The organism is Brevundimonas sp. (assembly GCF_051860745.1).
GTDB lineage: Bacteria > Pseudomonadota > Alphaproteobacteria > Caulobacterales > Caulobacteraceae > Brevundimonas.
In genome coordinates this window covers 282,654-305,722 of record NZ_JBHYDN010000003.1, presented here as the reverse complement: position 1 = coordinate 305,722, position 23,069 = coordinate 282,654, and the positions used below count along the sequence as shown (strand labels likewise).

The 23,069-nt window shown below is 64.9% G+C and carries 24 protein-coding genes, 1 tRNA gene and 1 pseudogene; 11 read left to right on the top strand and 15 right to left on the bottom strand.

What is annotated here, in order from left to right; translation table 11 throughout:
• Positions 1-105: 105 nt before the first annotated feature.
• Positions 106-179, bottom strand: a tRNA-Gly gene (locus ACTIEW_RS05960).
• A 741-nt stretch (positions 180-920) separates the two neighbouring features.
• Between ACTIEW_RS05960 and ACTIEW_RS05955 the strand changes: the two genes are divergently transcribed.
• Complete coding sequence (locus tag ACTIEW_RS05955; protein ID WP_439476988.1) at positions 921-1,121, top strand: hypothetical protein; 201 nt, start codon at positions 921-923, stop codon at positions 1,119-1,121.
• Between the two features lie 252 nt (positions 1,122-1,373).
• Here the strand turns inward: ACTIEW_RS05955 and ACTIEW_RS05950 are convergent, their stop codons facing one another.
• From ACTIEW_RS05950 to ACTIEW_RS05915, 8 genes are all read right to left on the bottom strand, one after another.
• On the bottom strand, positions 1,374-1,661 hold the full coding sequence (locus ACTIEW_RS05950) for a zf-TFIIB domain-containing protein (RefSeq protein WP_439476987.1): 288 nt from the start codon (positions 1,659-1,661) through the stop codon (positions 1,374-1,376).
• A gap of 27 nt (positions 1,662-1,688) precedes the next feature.
• Entirely contained in the window at positions 1,689-2,435 is a 747-nt protein-coding gene (locus tag ACTIEW_RS05945) for a Bax inhibitor-1/YccA family protein (protein ID WP_439476986.1), read from the bottom strand.
• Positions 2,436-2,823: 388 nt separating this feature from the next.
• Positions 2,824-3,420 carry a carbonic anhydrase gene (locus ACTIEW_RS05940; protein ID WP_439476985.1) on the bottom strand — a complete coding sequence of 199 codons (597 nt, stop codon included), beginning with the start codon at positions 3,418-3,420 and terminating at the stop codon, positions 2,824-2,826.
• On the bottom strand, positions 3,417-4,403 hold the full coding sequence (locus ACTIEW_RS05935) for a TerC family protein (protein ID WP_439476984.1): 987 nt from the start codon (positions 4,401-4,403) through the stop codon (positions 3,417-3,419). The genes ACTIEW_RS05940 and ACTIEW_RS05935 overlap by 4 nt, the downstream gene beginning before the upstream one ends.
• 28 nt (positions 4,404-4,431) lie before the next feature.
• The gene (locus ACTIEW_RS05930; RefSeq protein ID WP_439476983.1) at positions 4,432-4,617 is read right to left on the bottom strand and encodes a hypothetical protein; all 186 of its coding nucleotides are present in this window, start codon (positions 4,615-4,617) and stop codon (positions 4,432-4,434) included.
• A complete protein-coding gene (locus ACTIEW_RS05925; RefSeq protein WP_439476982.1) occupies positions 4,614-5,003 on the bottom strand; it encodes a tellurite resistance TerB family protein in 390 nt (129 codons plus the stop codon). Before ACTIEW_RS05925 ends, ACTIEW_RS05930 begins: the two co-directional genes overlap by 4 nt.
• Positions 5,004-5,174: 171 nt before the next feature.
• Positions 5,175-5,360: a DUF465 domain-containing protein gene (locus ACTIEW_RS05920; protein WP_439476981.1), complete on the bottom strand. Its 186-nt coding sequence runs from the start codon at positions 5,358-5,360 to the stop codon at positions 5,175-5,177.
• Between the two features lie 210 nt (positions 5,361-5,570).
• Positions 5,571-6,425, bottom strand: coding sequence for a LysR substrate-binding domain-containing protein (locus ACTIEW_RS05915; protein ID WP_439476980.1), 855 nt, complete (start codon positions 6,423-6,425; stop codon positions 5,571-5,573).
• A 111-nt stretch (positions 6,426-6,536) separates the two neighbouring features.
• On the opposite strand from ACTIEW_RS05915, the gene ACTIEW_RS05910 reads away from it, so the two are divergent.
• From ACTIEW_RS05910 to ACTIEW_RS05895, 4 genes are all read left to right on the top strand, one after another.
• Positions 6,537-7,511, top strand: a complete 975-nt coding sequence (locus ACTIEW_RS05910; RefSeq protein WP_439476979.1) for a sodium-dependent bicarbonate transport family permease — start codon at positions 6,537-6,539, stop codon at positions 7,509-7,511.
• A 97-nt stretch (positions 7,512-7,608) separates the two neighbouring features.
• On the top strand, positions 7,609-8,112 hold the full coding sequence (locus tag ACTIEW_RS05905; RefSeq protein ID WP_439476978.1) for an SgcJ/EcaC family oxidoreductase: 504 nt from the start codon (positions 7,609-7,611) through the stop codon (positions 8,110-8,112).
• A gap of 145 nt (positions 8,113-8,257) precedes the next feature.
• Positions 8,258-9,070 (top strand): DUF6671 family protein, encoded by an 813-nt coding sequence (locus ACTIEW_RS05900; protein WP_439476977.1) that lies wholly within the window; start codon positions 8,258-8,260, stop codon positions 9,068-9,070.
• Positions 9,071-9,175: 105 nt separating this feature from the next.
• The gene (locus tag ACTIEW_RS05895; protein ID WP_439476976.1) at positions 9,176-9,337 is read left to right on the top strand and encodes a hypothetical protein; all 162 of its coding nucleotides are present in this window, start codon (positions 9,176-9,178) and stop codon (positions 9,335-9,337) included.
• A gap of 18 nt (positions 9,338-9,355) precedes the next feature.
• Here ACTIEW_RS05895 and pyrC read toward each other — a convergent pair whose 3' ends face one another.
• The 3 genes and pseudogenes from pyrC to ACTIEW_RS05880 all read right to left on the bottom strand — a co-directional run bounded on the left by pyrC (position 9,356) and on the right by ACTIEW_RS05880 (position 11,149).
• Positions 9,356-10,429: a dihydroorotase gene (gene pyrC / locus ACTIEW_RS05890; RefSeq protein ID WP_439476975.1), complete on the bottom strand. Its 1,074-nt coding sequence runs from the start codon at positions 10,427-10,429 to the stop codon at positions 9,356-9,358.
• Between the two features lie 64 nt (positions 10,430-10,493).
• Positions 10,494-10,601, bottom strand: a pseudogene (locus ACTIEW_RS05885) (zincin-like metallopeptidase domain-containing protein); the annotation flags it as partial.
• Entirely contained in the window at positions 10,601-11,149 is a 549-nt protein-coding gene (locus ACTIEW_RS05880; RefSeq protein ID WP_439476996.1) for an ArdC-like ssDNA-binding domain-containing protein, read from the bottom strand. The gene ACTIEW_RS05880 and the pseudogene ACTIEW_RS05885, both read right to left, overlap by 1 nt.
• Positions 11,150-11,414: 265 nt before the next feature.
• On the opposite strand from ACTIEW_RS05880, the gene ACTIEW_RS05875 reads away from it, so the two are divergent.
• The 5 genes from ACTIEW_RS05875 (at position 11,415) to ACTIEW_RS05855 (ending at position 17,997) form a co-directional block, all read left to right on the top strand.
• A complete protein-coding gene (locus ACTIEW_RS05875; RefSeq protein WP_439476974.1) occupies positions 11,415-11,957 on the top strand; it encodes a hypothetical protein in 543 nt (180 codons plus the stop codon).
• Positions 11,958-11,959: 2 nt separating this feature from the next.
• A complete protein-coding gene (locus ACTIEW_RS05870) occupies positions 11,960-16,147 on the top strand; it encodes an RHS repeat-associated core domain-containing protein (RefSeq protein WP_439476973.1) in 4,188 nt (1,395 codons plus the stop codon).
• Positions 16,148-16,149: 2 nt separating this feature from the next.
• On the top strand, positions 16,150-16,503 hold the full coding sequence (locus tag ACTIEW_RS05865; RefSeq protein ID WP_439476972.1) for a hypothetical protein: 354 nt from the start codon (positions 16,150-16,152) through the stop codon (positions 16,501-16,503).
• A 324-nt stretch (positions 16,504-16,827) separates the two neighbouring features.
• Complete coding sequence (locus ACTIEW_RS05860; RefSeq protein WP_439476971.1) at positions 16,828-17,319, top strand: CHAP domain-containing protein; 492 nt, start codon at positions 16,828-16,830, stop codon at positions 17,317-17,319.
• A 498-nt stretch (positions 17,320-17,817) separates the two neighbouring features.
• Positions 17,818-17,997, top strand: coding sequence for a hypothetical protein (locus ACTIEW_RS05855; RefSeq protein WP_439476970.1), 180 nt, complete (start codon positions 17,818-17,820; stop codon positions 17,995-17,997).
• Positions 17,998-18,412: 415 nt separating this feature from the next.
• On the opposite strand, the gene ACTIEW_RS05850 is transcribed toward ACTIEW_RS05855, so the two are convergent.
• The 3 genes from ACTIEW_RS05850 to ACTIEW_RS05840 all read right to left on the bottom strand — a co-directional run bounded on the left by ACTIEW_RS05850 (position 18,413) and on the right by ACTIEW_RS05840 (position 20,694).
• Positions 18,413-18,916 carry a hypothetical protein gene (locus ACTIEW_RS05850; protein ID WP_439476969.1) on the bottom strand — a complete coding sequence of 168 codons (504 nt, stop codon included), beginning with the start codon at positions 18,914-18,916 and terminating at the stop codon, positions 18,413-18,415.
• Complete coding sequence (locus ACTIEW_RS05845) at positions 18,913-19,254, bottom strand: helix-turn-helix transcriptional regulator (protein WP_439476968.1); 342 nt, start codon at positions 19,252-19,254, stop codon at positions 18,913-18,915. Before ACTIEW_RS05845 ends, ACTIEW_RS05850 begins: the two co-directional genes overlap by 4 nt.
• A 123-nt stretch (positions 19,255-19,377) precedes the next feature.
• Positions 19,378-20,694 (bottom strand): hypothetical protein, encoded by a 1,317-nt coding sequence (locus tag ACTIEW_RS05840; RefSeq protein ID WP_439476967.1) that lies wholly within the window; start codon positions 20,692-20,694, stop codon positions 19,378-19,380.
• A gap of 376 nt (positions 20,695-21,070) precedes the next feature.
• On the opposite strand from ACTIEW_RS05840, the gene ACTIEW_RS05835 reads away from it, so the two are divergent.
• Positions 21,071-23,002 (top strand): ParB/RepB/Spo0J family partition protein, encoded by a 1,932-nt coding sequence (locus ACTIEW_RS05835; RefSeq protein WP_439476966.1) that lies wholly within the window; start codon positions 21,071-21,073, stop codon positions 23,000-23,002.
• Positions 23,003-23,069 lie beyond the last annotated feature (67 nt).

Genomic DNA, 23,069 nt, shown 5'->3' with positions numbered 1-23,069 from the left:
CAATCGTGCCGATGTTGCAGTGCGGCTTGTTACGTTCGAACTTTTCCTTGGCCATGGCCAAAACTCCTGTGGCCCGGAAGGGGGCGTTGGTCAGCTTGAGAATTCTGGAGCGGGTAGACGGAATCGAACCGACATATTCAGCTTGGAAGGCTGCTGTACTACCATTGTACTATACCCGCGAAATCAACAACTTAGAGCTCCGGTTGCGGATAGCCTGTCTCTAATCTGGCTCCCGCGCCCAATCCTCAGGGCCGTTGGGTGGCGGGTTCTGACAGAGCCCAGCAAATCTTTCAAGAGCGTACGGGCCGAGATCGCAGGCTGTCCCGCACATGCGGGAGCCAGCCTTGCCGCGGCCCTGCTGATGGGAGGCCCAGTTAGGACGAAAAGCGCCGGTTGAGGTCTTTCAGCTTCGCTAGTTGCTGTACCGCTTCGGGTACACGGTCCAAAGCAACAACGAACCGCAGACGTACGCAAAAATGGCGTACACATTCTGTCGGCGAGGATCCGGCCCCTCCCCGCTCCCTGCAGAAATCCCTAGTTCGTTGCGACAACGCCGCTGATTGCCCGGCGCCGAAGGTGGACATCGCCGAGCCGGCGAGGCGGCCGGTGCTCGAGCCGGACCAGCAAAGCGTTCGAGGTGGCCGATCGAGGACGCCGTTTTCCGACCGGGGGAATCTGAGGACCTTCCCCTGGATACGTGTCACTGCCGGTCTGGAAGTTCCAAGTTGTGAGGGCTAAACTCACGACCATCCAGCGTTGTGCTATTTCTGAAGTTTATCACGAGCATGACCAGAACTCATTGGTCAGGCTCGATACCCGTGTTCATTGCCTAGGCCCTGACTCCTCTAGCGATCACTGTGATCGTGATGTCGGACCGCATCGACTGCGCTCGATGCCTCACACGGGTTTGGATGCAGACGATGCCTCACTACACCCTGGATGTCTTTAATGAGGGAGACTCGGTCGCCAGACAATCCGTGGCGCTGATGGGCGCCAAAGAGGTTCTCGACATGATCCCATCACTATTGGTGAAATACCCTGACTGCTTCCGCATTCACGCCAGGCTTGGGACGCTTCGACTTTTTTCCGTCGACTGCGAAGGGAAGACAGTCCGCGATTGACCGCCCCAAACCGGCGAAGGAGCGTTGAACAACCGTTGCCGGGCCGCGGCGCAGAGACGAGGGGCCGCACAGATTCGACGAGCATCTGCAAGGCTTGAGTATGGACTCGCGGCCGGATGACCACGGGAGTGTCCCAAGCGCGCCGTTAGTCCATCAATCCGTCTGGCACAGGAGCCGTTCCGGGTTGTTCCTTCGTTCCCATCCTCTGGATGGCCAAGATCCCTATCCTGGTTTCCCACGAGCGAGATCCGTTCAGTCGAAAATATCGAAAATGTCGCGGCGCTTTTTCTTCCGATAGCCGCCGTCTCGATTGTAGTCGTCGTCCCGATCACGACCGTAGTCCCGTCCTAGTGACGGCATTCCGTAGGCGGCCGATGCAGGTGATGCACCACCTTGGCCGCCTCCGGCTTCGATCAATTTCTCCAGTTCGCCGCGATCAAGCCAGACGCCCCGGCAGGTCGGGCACATGTCGAACTCGACGCCGCTTCGATTGACGGTGGTCATCGAGGCGTTGTCGTTGGGACAGAGCAGAAGGGGCATGTCGATCTCCGATTAAGATGAGAGCGGTCAGCGACGCTGGCCGAACAGGACCAGCAGGAACTGGAACAGGTTGACGAAATCCAGATACAGGCTGAGCGCCCCGAAGCTGGTCGCCGAGCCCATGGCGGCTTTATCGCCGCCGAGCTGGTGGTAGGTCAGTTTCAGCCGCTGGGTGTCGTGGGCTGTCAGCCCGGCGAAGATCAGGACGCCGATGCTGCTGATGGCCAGCATCAGCATTGAGGACTGCAGGAACAGGTTGACCACACTGGCGATCAGAAGGCCGATCACCCCCATGATCAGGAAAGTGCCCAGCCCGCTGAGGTCGCGTCTGGTGGTATAGCCGTAGAGGCTGAGCGCGCCGAAGGCGGCGGCGGCGATCAGGAAGGTCGAGGCCAGGCTCTGACCGGTGTAGCGCAAGGCCAGCGCCCCGAACGAGGCTCCGATCAGGGCCACCACCGACCAGTAGAGCAGACTGGCCATGCGAGGCGAGGCGTTGCGGACCAGGAAGGCCGAGCCGAGCAGGACCGCCAGCGGCGCGAAGGCCAGGATCAGACCGAGCGGCGTATAGCCGGTCAGGCGACCGTCGGCGACAACGAACAGGGCGTCGCGAACCGGCGCCACCGAGGCGGTCGCCCAGGCAAGGCCAGCGGAGACCACGAGGCCAAGGCCCATCTTGTTGTAGACGCCGAGCATGAAGGCCCGCAGGCCGGCATCGACCGCCATGTCGGGGCGGACGGCCCGACGCTCGCGCACCGTGGTGTCGAACTCGTTCATCAGGGTGTCTCCGGGTGGATGCCATGGGTGAAACGATGCGCCAAACCTTCAACGGGCGCGGGACCTTAAACGGGCTGAGCGCAGGACCCGTACCAGCGATGAAAGGGCCGTCATCAACCCCAGCGCCAGGATGGTGCTGTACCGCCGGATCTTGCGTTGTGAACGGGTCGCCATCGCGCTTCTCCTCCTTGAAGGGGTGCGCTCCTGGCCGGGACCTGGGGATACTGGAAGGACTGGACCCCGACATCGAGCGCACCCGATGCGGTCCGACATCACGATCACCATGATCGTCAGAGGGGCCCGGGCCGCACAGGCAGACTGACGCCCTCGTCGTTCGAAGGCCAATGAGTTGTGCTGATGTGGGCGATAACCGCCGCCAATAGATCGGTTAGAGGGCGTCCAGTTCGCCGGTTGCGATGTTGAAGCGCCAGACCGAGAGCGACAGATGACCGGCCTTTTCGGCGTCCCTTATCCAGGGGAAGGTCCGCAAATTGGCCAGCGAGTGCCGGAGCACCGCGTCCTCGATCGCCGCTTCGAAAACCTCTCCCGCGCCCTGCTCGGGCATGGGCCACATCACCGGCTCGGCGATGTCCATCCACGGGCCGAGGAAGTCCTGGGCGTTGCGAAGCGGGCCGTGGATCATCGCGTGGACGCCGTCGCACACGGCGTGTCCGAGCACGACAATCCGTCGGACCTTGAGAATCTTGACCGCGAACTCCAGGGCGGCGCTGGTGCCGTGGCAGCCCCCGTCTGGCGCATATTCCGGAACCAGGCCCGCCACATTGCGGATGACGAACAGGTCGCCGGGCTCGGCGTCGAAGATGGTTGCCGGATCGATCCGGGAATCCGAGCAGGCGATCACGGCTGTCGTGGGTCGCTGACGCCTTCGGGCGAGTTGGGCGTAGCGCTGCGCCTCGGCGGGCCAGACCGTCGCGCGGAAACGGCGATAGCCCGCCATCAGCGGATCGTCCGGGGGGATCGTCATGGCGCGGCCGTGTCGCTCTTGATGGAACGCGTCCGCCACAGCGACCAGAAGACGCCCGCCGCCAGGATGGCGAAGGTGACGCCCAGGGAGATGGCGGCCGGGAACTTTTCCCATCCAAGGAGGTCGGCGACGAAGATCTTGGAGCCGATGAAGATCAACAGGATGGCCAGGGCCTGCTTCAGATAGGCGAAGCGGTGGATGATGGCGGCGAGGGCGAAATAGAGCGCCCGCAGTCCCAGGATCGCGAAGATGTTGGATGTGTAGACGATGTAGGGATCGGTGGTGATGGCGAAGATCGCCGGCACCGAGTCCACCGCGAAGATGACGTCGGCGATCTCGATCATGATCAGGGCCAGGAACACCGGCGTGACGAAGGTCGCCAGCCGCCCGGTCTTGGGATCGGGCAGCTTGACGAAGAAGCGCTCGCCGTGGAGCTCGTCGGTGACGCGCAGCCGCCGCCGCAGCAGACGCAGCAGGGGGTTGTCGCCGATCTCGTGGGACTGGCCGCTCATGGCGATCATCTTGATCCCGGTCAGGATCAGGAAGGCGGCGAAGATGTACAGCAGCCAGCCGAACTCGGAGACCAGCGCGGCGCCCGCGCCGATCATGATGGCGCGCAGGACGATGACGCCCAAGATGCCCCAGAACAACACCCGGTGCTGATACTTCTGCGGGATGGCGAAATAGCTGAAGATCATGGCGATGACGAAGACGTTGTCCATCGCCAGCGACTTCTCGACCACGAAGCCGGTCAGGTATTCGATGCCGGACTGCTGGCCGAGGCTGTACCAGACCCAGCCCCCGAAACCGACGCCCAAGGTCAGATACCCAAGGGACATCAGCAGGCTCTCGCGCACGCCGATCTCGCGGTGCTTCTTGTGCAGGACGCCCAGGTCCAGAACGAGCAGTACAAGGACGAGTGTCAGAAACGTCGCCCACATCCAGACCGGTTTGGTCAGGACGTCGTAGGTCAGAAAATCCATAAAACAGGGTTCCGCGTGGCTGCCGCGATCAGACGCGGATGTCAAAGGTGTGCCGGCTGGGGCGGCGAATGTGCGTGTCGCCGGTCACGGCGTCGGACGGCGCAACGGGCCGGTCCGTCGGACTGCTGCGATGGGCGGCGACCCGGCAGGTCGCCTGCGAGAGCTGAACCGCCCGGGCGTAGGCGACCGGAGCGGGAGACGGGCCGATCCTCATCGTCGCCCTCCATCGCCGGGGACGAGGTCGTATTGCGCCGGATCGACGTCGAGCAACTCGCACATCCGCAGCAGGGCGGCGCGCTCCTCGGCGTCGAAGCCGCCATCGGCTTCGGCAACGGAGCAGGCGGTCTCGATCAGAAGACGGGACGCGCCAGGCTGCCCACGAAGCTGCGCGATCGCGGCCTCGGCTGTCGCCTCCCCGTCGTCCAGGTCGCGGTCGAACCGCATGGTCATGGCCTCGAAACCCACGATCACCTCGTGAGGTCCGAAGAAGCGGATGCTCGCGGATTCCCGCATCCGCTCGATCATGCGCTTGCGTTCCTGCGGAGTGACCCAGCCATCGGCCTGGGCCACCAGCGCGCACGCGGCGACGACGGCGTCCATCTGGACCACGTCGCCGGCCGTCCATACATCGTCGGGCTGGATGGGCGCGCGTCTGCGCGCTGTTCGGTCCGATCTGGGCATGCTGCTCATTTCTGCGCCGAAAGACCTGCGCTGTTGTCGGGAGGAAGGTCGGGGTCGGCGGAAGGGGAAACCGCCGACCCCGGGGCGGCGTCAGTGGGCTGTCGACCGCACCGAGGCGCTGTCGAACACGGACAGCCGGTCCTTGATGGCCAGCTTCTTTTTCTTGATGCCCGCGAGGGTGCGATCGTCGGGTCTGGCCCGCGACCGCTCGTCCTTCAGCGCCATTTCCAGCAGAGCGTGATGCCCTCTGAGCCGACGCGCCAACACAATAGTCATGAGCCTCTCCTTCTCAGCGGGGGAGCGCTCGGCGACGAGGCCATCGGTTCGATGAGGGAGAAGCAGCCGGACCCCGTCATCGAGCGCACCCGATGCGGTCCGACATCACAATCACCATGATCGTCAGAGGGGCCCGGGCCGCACGGTTAGATAAGCCGAGACAGCGCTATAACGCCAATCAGAACTGATGATGGGCCTTATAAGCTTTCGTCATGAGTGGGCTGGCCCGCGCTCCAATGTGCGCAAGACCTCCTGCGCCAACAGCCCCGCGGGTCCGCCCATGCCGCGCGCGGAAACCAGGGCGATTTCGCTGTCGCTGAGCGGCGGCAATGGGTCGCCGAGTACGGCGAGATCTCGCGGCGCCATGGCGGCGGGCAGGACGCCGACCCCGAGACCGGCGCGAAGCGCCGCCATCTGCCCGGAGAGACTGGGCGAGGTGAACGAAGCGCGGAAGGCGAGGCCCGCCTCCTCAAGAGCGCTCAAGGCCCGCTTGCGATAGATGTCGGGAGACGGCGCGACGATCAGGGGGAGAGGCGACAACTCCAGGATCGAGGCGTCCAGCGCCACCCAGACCAGCGGCTCGCTCCAGACGCGGACGCCGAGCTCGGGCCCGACGGGTTCCCGCTTGATCAGGGCGAGATCGAGCAAGCCGCGCGACATCTGATCGAGCAGATTGGCTGTGTAGTCGCACGTCACCGACAGCTTGATGCGGGGGTGGCTGCGCGCGAAGGCGCCCAGAATGCCCGGAAGATGCATGGTGGCGATGTCCTCGGGCGCCCCGAAGCGGACCTCGCCGGCGAGATCGCCCTCCCCCAGGGTCGAGACAATCTCATCGTTGAGCCGCAACAGCCTGCGGGCTTGGGGCAGCAGCCCGGCCCCCTCCGTGGTCAGGCCCATGCCCTTGCCGCCGCGATCGAAAACCGGCGAACGCAGTTGGTCCTCGAGGCGGCGGATCTGCAGGCTGACCGCCGGCTGGGTCCGCCCCAGCAAGGCCGCCGCCCGCGTAAAGCTGCCCGTCTCGACCACGGTGACGAAGGCGCGGAGCAGGTCGATATCCAAGTTCACCAGCCGATCCGCCACGTCATTAACATCCGTTATAAGCGTCATCACGGCAATAAACTGGATCGAGGACGGGGTCGAGGTCACACGGGGCGACCTTCAAGGATCCATTGTCGCATGCCCGATCTCTCCGCCAGCTTGGCGCTCCTGACCTCCCCGGCGATCCTGTTCTTCTTCATCGGCGCGGCGGCCGCGTTCGCCCGCTCGGACCTGGCGATCCCCGAACCGGTGTCCAAGGCGCTGTCCCTCTATCTGATGCTCGCGATCGGCTTCAAGGGCGGGGTCGAGGCCCGGGACGCTGGCCTGAACGGCGACTTCCTCGTCGCCGGCGCCATCGGCGTCGCGCTGAGCGCCCTGATGCCATTGCTGGCCTTCGTCATCCTGAAACGGATACCGCGCCTGGATCGTCCTACGATCTGCGCGCTCGCGGCGACCTACGGCTCGGTGTCGGTCGTCACCTTCGCCGCCGGTCAGCAGCATCTGGCTGCGGTCGGCCTGACCTCCGGCGGCTATATGGCGGCCGTACTGGCGCTCATGGAGACGCCGGCCATCCTCACGGCCCTGTTGCTGCTTAACGGCGCGGGGCGCGGCCAACCGGGGCGACGCCGGACCATCCTCAAGGAAGTGTTCGTCGGCGCGGCCACGGTCATGCTGCTGGGCAGTTTCGTCGTCGGGCTGGTCTCCGGCCAAGCCGGCATGGCGCGGCTGGAGATCTTCGTGGGACCCCTGTTCCAGGGCGCCCTTTGCTTCTTCCTGCTCGACATCGGCCTGATCGCGGCGCGCCGCCTGCTGGAGGGCGGGCGCAAGCTGAGCGCCGGCGTGGTCGCGTTCGCCATCGCCTTTCCGCTGCTTTCGGCCAGCATCGCCCTGGGCTTGTCGCGGCTGGCGGGCCTCGAGGTCGGGAACGCCGCCCTGCTGACCATCCTCGCCGGGTCCGCCTCCTACATCGCCGTGCCCGCAGCCATGCGGCTGGCGGCCCCGAAGGCCGACGCCGGCGTGTTCGTCACCGCATCCCTGGCCATCACCTTTCCCTTCAACCTCACTATCGGCATCGCCCTCTACACCGCCGCGACGACCTGGCTCTGGCGATGAGTGATCACCTGTTCCCCGGTGTCCGCCGCGCGCGACGCCGCCTGCCATTCTCCAACCCGCCGCCCTTGGACGGCCGGCTCATCAGAGGAAGACGACCATGAAAACACTGCAAATCCTGGCCTTCGCCGGCCTTCTGTCAGCCGCAGCGCCCGCCGCCATGGCAAGCGCGTGGGCCCAGCACTCCGGGGCCTGCCCGCACGCGACAACGGCCGACATCGATCGGCAGTTCGGCCGCTTTTCGGAAGCGTGGGCGACGCTCGATCCAGACGTGGTGACGGCCCTGTTCAGCGCCGATCCGGTCCTGCTGCCGACGGTTTCCAATCAGCCCCGCACGACACCCGCAGGCGTCCGCGACTATTTCGTCGCCTTCCTGAAAAACCGGCCGGTCGCGCGGATCCACACCAGCACCACTGAGATCGACTGCCGCACGGCGTCGCGGGTGGGGACCTGGACCGTGACCCTGACGGACCCGGTCACCGGAGCCGCACGAGACGTGAACGCCCGCTACTCGTTCCTCTATCGCTTCGAGGACGGCGACTGGAAGATCGATCATCTGCACTCCTCGATGATGCCCGAGCCGGCTTCAGCGCCGGCCCACTGAGCCGGGGGCCGTGCCGCGACATCGCCTTCAGTCTTCCAAAGACGCGGCGTCGGCTCCCGGCGCCGCGTGCGACCTTGGGCCTGGCGGCCCGGAGCTTTGGCAAGGCGGACCGCCCTGGCCTCATCAACCGGCCGTCCTGGCCACGATGCATGGCAAGGAACGGGCTATCGCGCCGATCACGACGCGATTCCTGGGTCTGGAGGTTCAGGTGCCCGATGGTCTCGATACCGACGCGTTTGGAACATTCAGCCGTGAGGTGGAGCGACGGGGATCCCCGTTGGAGGCCGCCCGCGCAAAGATCGCCGCCGGGTTCCGCCTGGACCCGGGAGCGCGGTTCGGCCTGGCCAGCGAGGGTAGTTTCGGGCCCCACCCGTACATTCCTTATCTCCCCGTGGGGCGCGAAATCGTCGTTCTTATCGACCGGCGGTCCGGACTCGAACTGGTCGGCCAGTTCGCAGATATCAGAACGAATTTCGCGCACGCGGTCGTCGATACGGTCGAGGCCGGACGCGCCTTTGGCGAACGGATCGGTTTCCCTGCCCACGGCCTGATCGTCACGGCCGGCCTCGATGGGGCGCCGGCGCCGCAGGTCGCGCTCTTCAAGGCGATCGACGGATGGGACGCGCTCGATGAGGCGATCGCCCAGGTCATCGGCCTGACAGGGGCCGCTCTGGTCGAAACCGACATGCGAGCCCATCGCAATCCCCGCAGGATGCAGGCGATCCGACGCGCCACGGTGGATCTGGTCCGCCGGTCCTGGAGCGCCTGCCCGGCCTGTGGTCGGCCTGGATACGTCGTCACGGAGCGATTACCGGGCCTGCCCTGCGCGGACTGCGGCGGGCCGACGGTCAAGATCCGCGCCGAGGTTCTGACCTGTGTCGGCTGCGGTCATCAGCAGGAGAGTTCGGTTCTGACCGCGACCGCGGATCCCGGATCATGCGGCGACTGCAATCCTTGAAACCAATGAGAGGGGGTGAATTGTTGTGACCAGCAAAGAGGGCCGGGCCGCCTTGGACCAAGCCACAATCGACGACCGCATCGCCTTGGTCCTGGAGAATCGCGCATGAGCGTCTGGCTCAAATCTGCGTTGAAGTCGGCGCTGGTTCAGAATCCCGTCTCCCTGTCCAATGATCTCGAAATCCTGACGCACCTGATCAAGCCGCGAGTGAACGCCTTGATGCTACGGGCTGTCGACAACCGAAGCCTGTCGTCAGTGGACCGATGATGGGCCAGCGGTCCTCGATCATTCTCCTGGCGCGAACCCGGTGAACCTCCAGGGCAGGGTTTCACCAGCGTGGAAGGGAACCAGTTCGCCTTCGGATGTCCCCGCCACCCGTTCGGGGACAACGACGGGATCGCGTTCCAGAACGATGGATGTCGTGTTCAAGGGCAGGCCATAGAAGCGTGGACCATGTTCAGAGGCGAACCCCTCCAGCCGGTCGAGCGCCCCATCCTCTTCGAACGTCGCCGCATAGCTTTCGATCGCGTAAGGGGCGTTGAAGATGCCTGCGCAGCCGCAGGCGGACTCCTTTTGCCCGATCAGGTGCGGGGCTGAGTCGGTCCCGAGGAAGAATTTGGGCGAGCCCGACGTCGCCGCGCGCCGCAAGGCGAGCCGGTGTCGCTCGCGCTTGGCCACTGGCAGGCAGTAGGCGTGTGGGCGCAGACCTCCCGCGAACATGGCGTTGCGGTTGATGCACAGGTGATGGGGGGTGATGGTCGCCGCCAGGTTTGGACCGCCGCTCTCGACGAAGGCGACCGCGTCCGCTGTGGTGATATGTTCGAACACCGTTCGAAGCGCCGGGAAGTCCATCATGATCCTGGAGAAGACCCGCTCGATAAAGACGGCCTCGCGGTCAAAGATGTCGATGGCGGGATCGGTAACCTCGCCGTGCAGCAGGAGCGGCATGTCGATGCGCTGCATCCGTTCCAGGACGGGATAAATCCTGCGGATGTCTGTAACCCCTTGATGGGCGTTGGTCGTCGCATGAGCCGGGTACAGCTTGCAGGCGGTGAAAACGCCCGCCTCGAATCCAAGACCGATCTCCTCTGGATCGGAGTCGTCGGTTAGGTAGCAGGTCATCAAGGGCTCGAAATCATCGCGATCATCGAGCGCGTTCAGGATGCGGGATCGATAGGCCGCGGCATCCGCCATCGTGGTGATTGGCGGGACCAGGTTAGGCATGACGATCGCACGCCTGAACTGACGCGCCGTGTATCCGACGACAGAGCGCAGCATTGCCCTGTCTCGAAGATGAACGTGCCAATCGTCCGGAGAACGAAGAACCAAACGCTGAACGGCAACAGGCGGGCTGGACATTGTTCGAACCTAACCGAACCTGGCCTCCACGTCTTTGAACTGGAGAACCGATGTCTGCGCTGCCGAAGCGCTCGCCGAACGCGCGTTCCAGCCGGCGAGGCGCGCCCGTCCAGTGCGTGAGCTCGTGCAGGAGCGTGCTGTAGTAGGACTCCGTTGGAGTGCTGGTGGGCATCAACGAATATCGCCGTTGCCGGCATCCGAATGTAGTCCTCGGACGGAATGAAGCCGGCGACCGAACCACCTTCTCGGACCTCTGCCCCGATCATTGATGCGCTCTACAAGCGAAGCCTGCAGCGGCAAATCGAGCACCCATCCGTCGACCTGTTCGGCGTTGAACACGGGCGACGCCTTGGCAACGAGACGCCCGTTCACCTCCTCGCCTTCTTCCGGCTCGTTGGTTTCTAGCTTCTTGTAGAAGACAACCGCGGACGCCTGCTCTCCGCGCCTGACCTGGGCTCCGACCGTCGCCCATTGCCGATAGGTCGCCCAATGTCCGGAGCCGTAGCCTCGGACACAGGCCTCGGCCCAGAGCGCCACGACATTGATGCCCCGGTATGTGGCTCCCGTGAGGGCGTTGGTTGGCTTTCCGACGGCCGGCCCGCCGCCATGCCAGGGCATGACGAAGTCGCTGGCTCCCTGCTCGATCGCGAGGATGATCGAGTCCGTGACGGTCTCGTAGACGCTGCTTGTGCTGTGTGAATGAACGGTGCTGTCCCTGATGTGGCCCTCCTTCGTGCCGGGGAAGGCCGGTGGGACACGGCGATCTCCGGCACGAAGGAAGTCGGGACAACTCTGCGGACATCATCCGCGTCTGTCCCGCTTAGTGAAAGGGGGCACTTTATGCGTCTGACGTACGAAGCTCGCGCAGGCCGCTTGCCCCGAACCAGGCAGGGGCCAACAGGCTACGGCCGAAAACGACGCATAGCTCTGCCATATTGACTCCCTCGCCTATTGAGCGAACGGTGCAATCTGAGGGGGAGCTGTCATGAAGCCACTCGTAAGCGTGTCCATCGGCCTCGTGTTGTCGGGCTTGCCCGCCGCAGTGATCGCCCAAGTCACACAGACATACAGTTACGACGGGAACGGCCGTCTGACCGGGGTGAGCACAACCGCGTCGGGCGGGACAAATACAGCCGCCTACGCCTACGATGATGCCGATAATCGCACGTCGCGCAGTCAGACCGGCTCAACGACCTGGGCGGCCCTGTCGCGACTTCCGGTCGATCAGGAGTTGCAGCCGCATCAGGCGCTGGTCTCTTCGGACGGCCGGTTCAGTCTCGCGTTGCGCGCATCGGGGCGCGTCGAAGTCGAATTCACCGAGACCGGGCGTAGCACCGGATCCCCATTGCTTGCGACCTTTTTCCGGGTCGATGGAGGCGGCGCGGCGCGTTTTCGGCCGGAGGCGGACCTTACCGACCAGGACGCTTTCCTGACGCTCACCAGCACTGGTGAACTCATGCTGCTGAGCGGCTTGTCCGACGGAACCGTGCTCTGGCGTTCTCACACGGCTATCGCGGAGGCGTTCTGATCATGCGATCGCTCAACAAACCGCTGCTCCTCACCAGCGCGGCGATCTCTTTGGCCATCGCCGGTGCGGCTCACGCTCAATCCATCAGTCAACCGACGCCACCCGAACATTATGCCTTGGACCCGCGCGGCGTGGACATGGTGTCGGGCTATTTCAACTTTCAGACGACCGAAGTCGCGATCGGTCAGCCGGATGGCGGCGGTCTGAACCTCACACGCGGCCGGATTCAGCTGGGTTGGCGCGACAGCAACCAAGGCTCGCTCCAAGTGTCTGGCTCCACCTACACCGTGGCCCTGGGCCTTGAGTCAGAAGTGTTTACGCTGAGTGGCGGGGTGTTCACTCCGGCGAGCAACAGCGGAGCCACGCTGAGCCAGTCCGGAACCGCCTTTATCTTCACCACCTCGTCCGGAACCGTCGCGAAATACTCAACTACCTATTGCTATACATCCACCGGCGTCGCCTGCACCAATCGCGCGGCCTTGTATGAGATCGTCGTGCCGAACGGCGAATCGACCAACTACCACTACGTCACCCAAACCTATGTCCGCTCGACCAATCCCCTCGTCACCGGCACCGTCGTCCGTTTGCAATCGATCACGAACAATCACGGCTATCAGCTACACTACGTCTACAAGTCCAACGTCATGACGGGAACCGCGCCGCTCAACACGCGAGTCGCCAACTGGCTGGCCGTCGCGTCCGTGACCGGGGTCAACAATGCGGTCGATTATTGCGCGCCGACGGGCTTCAGTTGCACCTACAGTCGCACTTGGCCGAGCATCGCCTATACCAGCACCGTGGGCGGTCCGATCACGGCCGCGACTGACCAATCGGGGCGGGTCACTCAGTACCTCTACGGAACGACCGGCGCTGATCTGACGGGCATTCGTTATCCCGGTTCGACAGCGAATGACATCACCGTCGCCGAGGGCGGCGTTTCGGGTCAGGTGACCAGCCTCACCGATGTGACAGGAAGCTGGACCTACGGCTTCACGGACGTGGGCGTAACGCGCACGGCCGTCAGCACAGGGCCCAACGGACAGTCCCTGACGGTGGTAACTGATCTGACCGTCGGGCGACCATCCACGGTTACCAATGCACTCGGTGAAACGACCGGGTTTCAGTACGATAGTCAGGAGCGCCTGACGCGGACCACGAATCCGGAAGGCGACTATGTCGAGCAGACGCTGGACGCGCGCGGCAACGTCACCTTGGTCACGGCAACTCCCAAGCCGGGGTCGGGCCTGTCGCCAGTCTCGTTCTCCTCGACCTTTGCCTCGACCTGCACCAATCCCGTGACGTGTAACCTTCCGATCACGACCACCGACGCGTTGGGAAACATCACTGACTACACATGGGACAGTACCCATGGCGGATTGCTGACGACCACCCTGCCAGCGCCAGCGACCAGCGCGGACCGGCCCCAGACGCGCGTCGCCTATGCGACCCAGACGGCGTACTACAAGAACAGTTCCGGGACCATCGTCGCAGCGTCCTCGTCGGTGACCCTGCCTGTGGAGGTCTCGGCCTGCGCGACCGGGACCAGTTGCGCCAATGCGGCCAACGAGGTGCGGACAACCCTCGTATACGGCTCGACGGGCGTCGCCAACAACCTGCTGCCGACCAGCGTCAGTCGGGGCTCGGGCACCAGCCCGGCCATGGCGGTGACAGCAATCACCTACACGCCCGACGGCGACGTCGCGACGGTTGACATGCCCCTGGCCGGGACCGACGACCTGACGGTGTACCGCTACGACAATGCGCGGCAGGTGGTCGGCGTGGTCGGGCCAGACCCTGACGGCGGCGGGGCGGGTTTGAACCGGGCGCAGCGATACACCTACGACCTTCGCGGCGAGGTCACTTTGGCTGAGGCAGGCACGACGCCCGGCTACACCGACCCCAACTGGGCGAGCTTCGCCTCGCTGGTCAGAACCGGGGTGACCTATGACGCCCAGGGCCGCCCGCTGACGGCCAGTCAGCAGAGCGGCACAGGAACCGTCGTCAGCGTACAACAGGTCAGCTATGACGCGGCTGGCCGGCTCGACTGCACGGCCGTGCGAATGAATCCGGCGACGTTCGGCTCCCTGCCGGGCAGCGCTTGCACCGCCGCCACGCCAGGTAGCGATGGGCCGGATCGAATCAGCCAGACGACCTATGACGCGACAGGTCGGCCACTGACCACGACCTTGGCCTTGGGTTTGGCCGAGGCGATCACCGAGACGATCAGCTACACCGACAATGGCCAGATTGCATCGCTAACCGATGGCGAAGGCAATGTCTCGATTCAAGAGTATGATGGCTTCGATCGCCCATCGAAGCTGCGCTATCCATGTCCGGCCGGTGGGGGCACCTCCCCTTGTCCCGCAGGCGGCGGAACTTGGACGACAGACGACGAAGAGGTCGGATACGACGACTCCTCGAACGTCGTCAGCGCCCGCAACCGCGCTGGCCAAACCACGACGGTCGCTTATGATGACCTCCATCGCCCGACTCTCATCGATGCACCATCGGGCACGATGGATGTCGCCCTGACGTACGATAATCTCGGCCGGGTGCTGACCTCGACGGGTAACAGCCAAACCCTGACAAACGTCTGGGACCCGCTCTCGCGGCTGGCCAGCGAGACCGGCCCGTTGGGGGCCATGGGATACCAGCGCGACGCTACCGGACGCGTGACCCGCATCACCTGGCCGGACAACTTCTACGTCTCGTATGAGCACGACCTGTATGGCGCGGTGACGGCTATCCGCGAGAACGGCGCCACGTCTGGGCCAGGTGTGCTAGCGACCTATGGTTACAACAACCAGGGCCAGCCGACGGCGATCACGCGCGGCAATGGCGCGACGACGGCTTGGGTCTATGACTCTTTCGCCCGGATGACCTCCTTGGACCATGACCTTTCCGGCTCGGGCGACGACGTGACCTTCGACTACAGTTGGAACGCGGCAAGCCAGATCGCCTCCCGCATTGTAAGCAATCCGGCTTATGTGTTCGCACCGGTCACCGGCAGTACGGCCTACCAGAACGACGGTCTGAATCGTGTCACGGACATTGCCAGTGCCTCGGTTACCTATGACGCTAACGAGAACATCACCGCCGCACTGGGCAGCAGTTTCAGCTATGATGCGGCCAACCGGCTAAGCGGCACCGCCTCGACCAGTTATGGCTACGACCCGGCCGACCGGCTGTTCAGTTCGTCAGCCGCGGGTGTGCGGTTCCAGTACGCGGGCCCGCAACTGGTTGGCGAATACAACAGTTCCGGCGTCCTGACGGCGCGGCACGTCCCCGGCGCGGGTTTGGACGGCGTCGTGACCAGCTACGCCGGCTCGGGCACAACCAACCGGACTTGGCTCATGGCCGATGAGCGCCGGTCCGTGATCAATCTCTCGGACGGCTCGGCCGCGACCTTGGCCATAAATCGCTATGACGAGTACGGAGCCCCGGCGTCCGGGGCCGCGGGCCGCTTCCGGTACACGGGGCAGCAATGGCTGCCAGAAGCAGGGGCCTATCACTATCGGGCTCGGACCTATCTGCCGGGTGTCGGCAGGTTCCTGCAGACGGACCCTGTCGGGTATACCGCCGGGGCGAATCTGTATGCCTACGTGGGGGCTGACCCGGTCAACCGGATTGATCCGTGGGGGCTAGATCCCGATACGCTACCCGATGTCATCGTAAATGGATTCAGGTGCGGGCCAAACCGACCGATCAAGTGTGGCCGTGGTACCGCTGGCAACGTTCCGTTCCTAAATGAGCGGAGGGGGGCAAGCGGTGCGATGAATCCATCGGACCCAATCAGTGAACTCGATGAAGTCGTTGTGACGGGCACCAGAGTGAAGCCAGCCAGACTTATGCCGTTTGCAGTTAGCCAAGCCTTGGCTTCATCAGACCCGGATGGTCCGGACGGTCGGGATGATTGCACCTCCGTCGATGATACGCTGCCTTCCGGGGAGGACTTCAGCGCCGCCTGTAGAGCTCATGACAATTGCTGGGGCACGCTCTATGCTGACCAGTACACATGTGATCGTCAGTTTTTGGCACGCATGCGTGAGGCCTGCACTAGACCAGAATCCGCCCCCTCCTGCCGCGCTACCGCTCTTCGATATTATGTTGGTGTCCGATTTATGGGCCCTATCTTTTCGTATGAGCAACGGCGCGCCCAGCGACGTCAGAGAGAACTCCTGGGATACTAATGATGGTAAATCTCCTTTACAATGTTGGGCTCTACCTCAACAGTCTCTTGTTGGGGCCATGGCGAAACGCCCCATCGAAAGTGGTCCTTATTGGAATCATTTTTCTGGTCGTTTTTGTTCTGCGCTTCCTATGGAAGAGCGCGGGCATCGCCTCATTAGCTTTCTCGGCGGCAACGCTAGCTGCAGTTTTGCATATGGCCTTGGTGGTCGCGCTCAAAGGCCTCGGCCCCCTAGTTTTTGCAGGCCTGATCGAGCATTGGTTGTTCTATCTTCTTCTAGCTTTTCCGTTGGCCTTTGTGGCCAAACAGCTGAAGTGGGGACGCACGCTCTCTCCATTTCCCAGCGACCGCGCGTGAGGTGATAGATTGAGGAAAGGGAGAAGGCGCTAACGCTCGCCCCTTTCATGACCTGCAGGAAGTTGATGTGGTGGTGCTGGGCATTGGCGCCTCAAGTACCCCATTATCCGAGGTAGAACCTGATCCGGTGCACCGCTTCATAAAGCGCCTCCTTGTCAGGGTCAGGGCCTCAGGTAGGCCCCTGTTTGATGATCGGGCATCGTTGTCTTCCCGCACTCTGAAATGGAATCGAGCTGTCCACGTAAATTATCCTTTCGATGGCCGCTCGGGCCGTCATCGAACTGTCATCGCACGGTGTTCGTTGTGACACTGGCAAGGCCCACGATGCAGGCAGACCTCAAGGAGGCTGCCATGTTGTCGCGTCGTGACGTGTGTATCGGTGCTGCTGATCTTGGAGTCGCTGCATCGGCCGGGAGTGCGGTCGCTCTGCCACCACCCAATCCCGAATACCTTACCATTCCTACCCCGCTTCGGGCGGCGCATCAGGCCCGGTACAAGGACAACTGCGTGCTCTTCCTGCGCCGGGACATGCGCGCGAGCATGCCTACCAGTGACCTTACGTACTGGGAGGCAAAACGTTCGGCGATCAATGTCCGCGGAACACCGCGCCGGAACGACATCGCGATGATTTCGATCGCCTCGGGAACGTACGCCATCAATGGACATGTGGCGCTGGTGTACGACGTCACGAGCACGAGCATTACGATTCTCGAAGCGAACTGGCGAGCCGGCCAGGTGACGATGCGTCGCGCCACGGGACGCACTACGGCCGCTGCGGCCGCACTCCTGAACATCGCGGGCTACTATCGGCAGTAGGATCTAAGGGCCGTTCCGCTCAACCAGCGTTGTCCCGTCATCCGCCCAACACGTCGGCTCAAGCCCGAGAGGCACGCCCGCTGCTTCAAGCGGTGCACAGGTCGGATAGTCCTGCCCGCTGGTAATGAGGCTGGTGCTGGTGGCGGTGTGCCGCACGACGGCCCATGCGCCACCGCCTTCGGCGCTATGGAGGTTCACCCGTACGAAGTCGCCGCTTTGAGCGACGATGCGAAGCGTGTCGCTTGCGCTGAGCCCGAGCTCATCACCGAGCCGGTTTCGAATAAGGTCTTCAGGAAGCAGTTCGGGCCCCCGACCAGGCAACAGGGCGAGGACTCCAAGAGTAACTACCGCAGCGACGACGAGGACGATCCGGTACCGAGCGGGCATCATTGCCGCCAGTATACACCGCTGGGCCTCCCCCTGCTCGCCCGCACATGGTGAGCATGTGTTCGACGAGACCGAACCGCGCTATGTACGACTACGTACCGGAGTCGTTCAGTGAAAACCGTGGAAGAGCTACGCCGCGAAGCCGCCCGTTGTCGTCGCCTGTCTGAGGGGATGGGAAATCGAGACCTGGCCGGCAAGCTTTTGGTGCTGGCGTATGAGTTTGAAGCGGCAGCCGATGATCGGGATCGGGCCGAGGGAGAGACATTTTCATCTAAGGCTCGGGAGAAGTAGCCGCTTTCACCCTTTCTCAGTTGCGGCTCGTCTGGCATTAGCCTCGCCAGCAAACTCGTACCTTGGAACAGGTCGCGCTCTTAGGCCGTAGCCGATCACTCGGCTGCGAGTTCTGCTCCGCCCCCCCGCACGAAGCCAAGAAGTTGGATGCCGGCCTTCTCGCACAAATGGTCGGCAAGGCTGCCATCCGTGATGTCGGTGTGGTTGGCCCGTGCACTTCCTAGTGTTTGAAAGGACGCCCCCGATCGCTTGACCGACGACTATCCGGCTTGCGCCCTCCTGCCCACGTGCGGTTCGGATGCCGAGCGCTGGGCTCACGATCCTAGACCAGCAACCCTTTCGGTTTTAGGAAGGTTGGGTCGACGAGTTTGCGGGAGCCCTCTATCCCGGTCCGCATACGCCGCGGCTTCGGCGATCAACCGCCGAGGCGATTGTGGGTCAGGACCACCGCGGCGGCGGCGAAGAGCGCCTCTCGTGCGTCTTCGCTGTCCCAGGGTTTACGCGGTGGTGGCAGGCGGTGACGAAACGCCTCCAGATGCCGAGCCACGGCCTGGGCGATGTCTCGACGGGTTTTAGCTCCGGTCTCGGCGAAGGCTTCCCGGACCTGGGCTCGATGGTAGACGGCGGTCTCTATCCCTTGCATGTCGGCCGCCCGCCGTACCGCGGCGCCGAGACGGGCGATGCGCCGCGCCCGTCGGCTGTTCTCACGGTCATAGGCTTCCAGCACCAGGACCTCGGGCGCGAAGCGTCTGAGCAAGCCATCAAGCCGTTTGAGACAGGTGGCGTTCTTGTCCTTGCGTGCCGAGACCAGCCCCCAGTCGATCGGCCGGAACGGCCCCTCGAACACGACCCAACCGAAGCCGCGCGCGGTCGGATGGAAACCCATCACCCGACCTGACTCGAGGCAGGCCGCGATCATAGAATGTCGGGGCTAGGCGTTCGGCCGACGATCTCGAGCAGTAGGGCCCGCTTGCGCGCGGACCCGGCATCCGTGCGGCCTCGCACCTGAAGATCCAGATGCGCCGCCTGGCGCATGACCGCGTCGTGGTTCTCTTCGAACAGATCCGGGAACAGTTCGGCCACCTGGACACCGAACACCGCTTCGCAGCGAATGGCGAAGCGCAGGCTGGGACGGCCTTGGCCGAGTTCCAGCCTGGACACGACGCTGCGGGAGGCATGACCGACGAGCAGGGCCAGTTCCCGTTGGGACAGGGCCCATCGTTTGCGATGCAGGCTGAGATAGTTGCGATGGGACATAGGGGGAGGCGTTAGGTGATCGATCCAGGGCGGATCGTGCCTTCATGATTCCCCGGTCGGCGTTCGGAACGTAGACGGCAATCCGTGGTCCGGAGAGACCGGCGCCCGCAGAGGCCGCTCCCCTCACGGAGGCGGGGGCTCAGACGGGTCGCCGGTCGGCCCAACGCCGTAGCGGATCCCCAGCGCCTCGACCTTGGCGCGCTCGCTTGCCGCCAGGACGAAGACGCCGTTGGATTTCGTGGCGGTCAGCTTGAGCCGTTCACGCAGGAGCCAGCCGACCCACCGCGCGCTGGCTGGAGCGCGGCCCGGATCGCCGGTCCTGTTGAAGGCGTCTGCGACCGCGGAGACGGCGATCCGGCCCCTGGAGGGGTCGGCGAAGAGTTCGGTCAGCACCTGGACCAACCGCCCTTCGGGCGAGGCGGCGCGCTCCTGGCTCAGCCGCGCCTGTTCACGGGTCAATTCGGCATGCACCCGGTCCCGCAAGGCGGGATCCTCCATCAGCGACAACAGGGACAGGGCCGTCTGATTAAGCCTCGGTTCCACCCCGGCGGCCTTACGGCTCGCGTCAGTACGCACCGTGGAGCGATTCGCTAGACGCCAGGCCAGCAGGCTGTTTCGCAGCGTCCGGGCGTCCGCGTGCAGCTCGGGCGGCAGCTGGATCGGAATATCGGATCGCAACGGCCGCTGACCGGTTTCCTCGGTCAGGAAGCGGCTTTCCAGGGCCCGGTCCGCGAAACTGTGGCGCATGGCCACCAGCTTGGGGCCGTAGACGCGGAAGGCGCGCGGATTGAGCTCCTTGTGGCGGTTGGTCATGGTGCGCAGCACCGGCAGGCCGGCGACATTGCCGTTGTTGAGGATCTTGCTCAGCGGGGCGGTGGCGTCCGAGAAGCGGAAGTCCGCCTCGTCGAGCACCAGGGTCCCGCCGAAGGCGTCCAACACATGGAAGATCGGCGAGACGGTCGAGGCGCCCGAGGCGAAGAAGGGCTTGTAGCAGAGCGAGCCGATGGCGATCAGGGCCCGGGTCTTGCCGGTGCCGTAGTCGCCGCGGAGCCGCAGATACGGCAGCTCGCTGAAGGCGTCATGGACCCAGCTCAGCAGCACATAGTGGGCGGCGATCTCCTCGAACACCGGCGACAGATCGACATAGCGGTGCAGGAAGGCCTGGATCCGGCCGATCAGCTCCGCCTGGGTGATGAAGCTGCCGACCCCGGACGGCAGCAGGACGCAGCCGGTGGCGATCAGATTGTTGTCGGCGGCATAGGGGACGAGCCGCTCCCCATCGGCCAGGTCGAGGGTCTCCAGAATAGCGATGTCGCCGTCGGGGCCGCCCACCGCCAAGGCGGTGGCGCGGCGGTCCGGGTCATAGAGCAGCTCGACCAGCCGGCCGTCCGGCAGAACACGCGAGACGGTCGGCGTCGGCCCTTTGTCGCGATCGGTCATGACCTCAAGCCTACGCCCCGCGGGGCGTGCGGAAAGACGGTCAGCGGTCGCGTGGAGAGTCTTTCAAGACAGGCCCGTTTCAGTATAGCGCGGCGTCGCCGCGCCAAGCCCCGCCCTGTGGACGGCGGATCGGCGCTGTCGGTCCGTGGACGACGCGTCGTCCGCAAGGGCTAAGGGACTCCGTCCCTCGCGCGGGCCAGGGTGCGCGGCTGCGCCGCCGGACCGCGGGGTTTCCCCGGTCTTCCTCCGCTTCGCTCCGTGCAGACCGGGCGATCCCCCTCCCCGCGGTCCGCCCTGGCCCTTGCTACCCCTGGTCTCGCCGACGGGCAGGGGAGCAGGCGGAATTCGCCTGCTCCCCAACCCTAGGAGAACCACCATGACTGCCGCGTTTGAACCCACCACCGCCGAAGCCGCCGTCCCGGAGCACGGGACCGTCGTCTTCATTCCCCTCAACCGGCTCAAGAAGTCACCGCGCAATGCGAGGAAGACCCCGCACAGCGCCTCCGACATCGAGGCGCTGGCCGCCAGCACCCGCGAGAAGGGCATCCTCCAGCCGCCCGTGGTCGAGCCGGAACTGGACGCCGACGGCCAGCCGACCGGCGGCTACCTCGTCACCATCGGCGAAGGCCGCCGCCTGTCGCAGCTGCTCCGCGCCAAGCGCAAGGAGATCAAGAAGACGGCCTTGATCCGCTGCGTCGTCGACACCGCCCATGACGCCTTCGAGATCAGCCTCGACGAGAACGTCACCCGCTTCGCCATGCATCCCGCCGACCAGTTCGAGGCCTTCCGCGGTCTCGCCGAAAGCAAGGGCTGGAGCGCCGAGGAGATCGGGGCGCGCTTCGGCGTCTCGCCGACCTTGGTGCGGCGGCGCATGCGGCTCGGGGCGGTCAGCCCCAAGCTCATGGCCGCCTATCGGGCCGAGGCCCTGACGCTGGACCAGTTGATGGCCTTCGCCGTCAGCGAGGACCACGCCCGACAGGAACAGGTCTATGCCGACCTGTCCTACAACCGCTCGCCCGCCTTCATCCGCAAGATGATGACCGAACATGAGGTCGAGGCGTCCGACCGCCGCGCCCGCTATCTCGGAACCGAGGCCTATGAGGCGGCGGGCGGATGCGTCCGGCGCGACCTGTTCAGCGAGGACGGGCAGGGCTGGTTCGAGGACGCCGCCCTGCTCGACCGGCTGGTTCTGGAAAAGCTCGCCGCCGAGGCGGAAGCCGTGCGGGACGCCGAGGGCTGGATGTGGGCCGAGGCGCGGCTCGACTTCCCCTATGACCACGGCTGTCGCCGGGTCTATCCACGCGCGGTCGAGCCGGACCCCGAAACCAAGGCCCGGCTGGAGGCGCTGGCCGAGGAATACGACGCCATCGTCGCAAGCTGCGGCGAGGACGAGGTTCTGACCGAGGCGCAAGATGATCGGCTCACCGAGATCGATGCCGAACTGGCGGCGGCGCGCCCCGAACGATACGACCCCGAGGCCGTGGCGCGTGGCGGCCTGTTCGTCGTCCTCGCGCACGACGGCGTCCGCATCGAGCGCGGCTTCATCCGGCCCGAGGACGAGGCGCAGCCGGAGACGGAACCGGACGCCGAAGGCGAGGCGGACGGAGGCGGCAAAGGCGGGGCCGACACGCCGGACGCCGCCGACCGGGCCGAAACCCGCAAGACCCTGTCGGAACGGCTGGTCGCCGACCTCACCGCCCATCGCACGGCGGCGTTGCGCGACGCCCTCGCCGAACAGCCGCAGGTCGCCTTCCTCGCCGCCCTGCACGCCCTGACCCTGCAGACCTTCTATCGCGGCGGCGAAACCTGCCTCGATCTGCGGCTCTCCAGCCTCGCGCTGGACGGCCATGCCGAGGGTCTGGCGGAGACGGCGGCGGGCCGGTCGCTGGAGGCGCGGCACGCCCTGTGGGCGGGCCAGCTTCCCGATGCCCCCGAGGCCCTGCTGGCGACCTTGCAGGCCCTGCCCGACGAAGGACGGCTGGCCCTGTTCGCCCATGTCGTGTCGCTCGGCGTCAGCGCCGTCCAGCGGGTCGGGACCTCCCGACAGGCGCTGGCCCTCTCTGGGGTGCTGGCCGAGCTCGTGGACCTCGACATGACCCGCTACTGGAGCCCGACCGTGAGGAGCTATTTCAGTCGCGTCACCAAGGCCCTGATCGCCGAGGCCGTCACCGAGGGGGTGTCTCCCGAGGCGGCGGCCCGGCTTGACGATCTCCGCAAGGAAGACATGGCCGAGGCGGCTGAAACCCTGCTGCAAGGCACGGGCTGGCTGCCGCCGTTGCTCCGTCGGTCCGGGACCGCTCCGGAGTAACCGGGGTGGGAGGGCCGTTGGAAAGGCGGCCCTCCCCTGCTCCGGGCGGCCCCGGCCAGGGCGAACG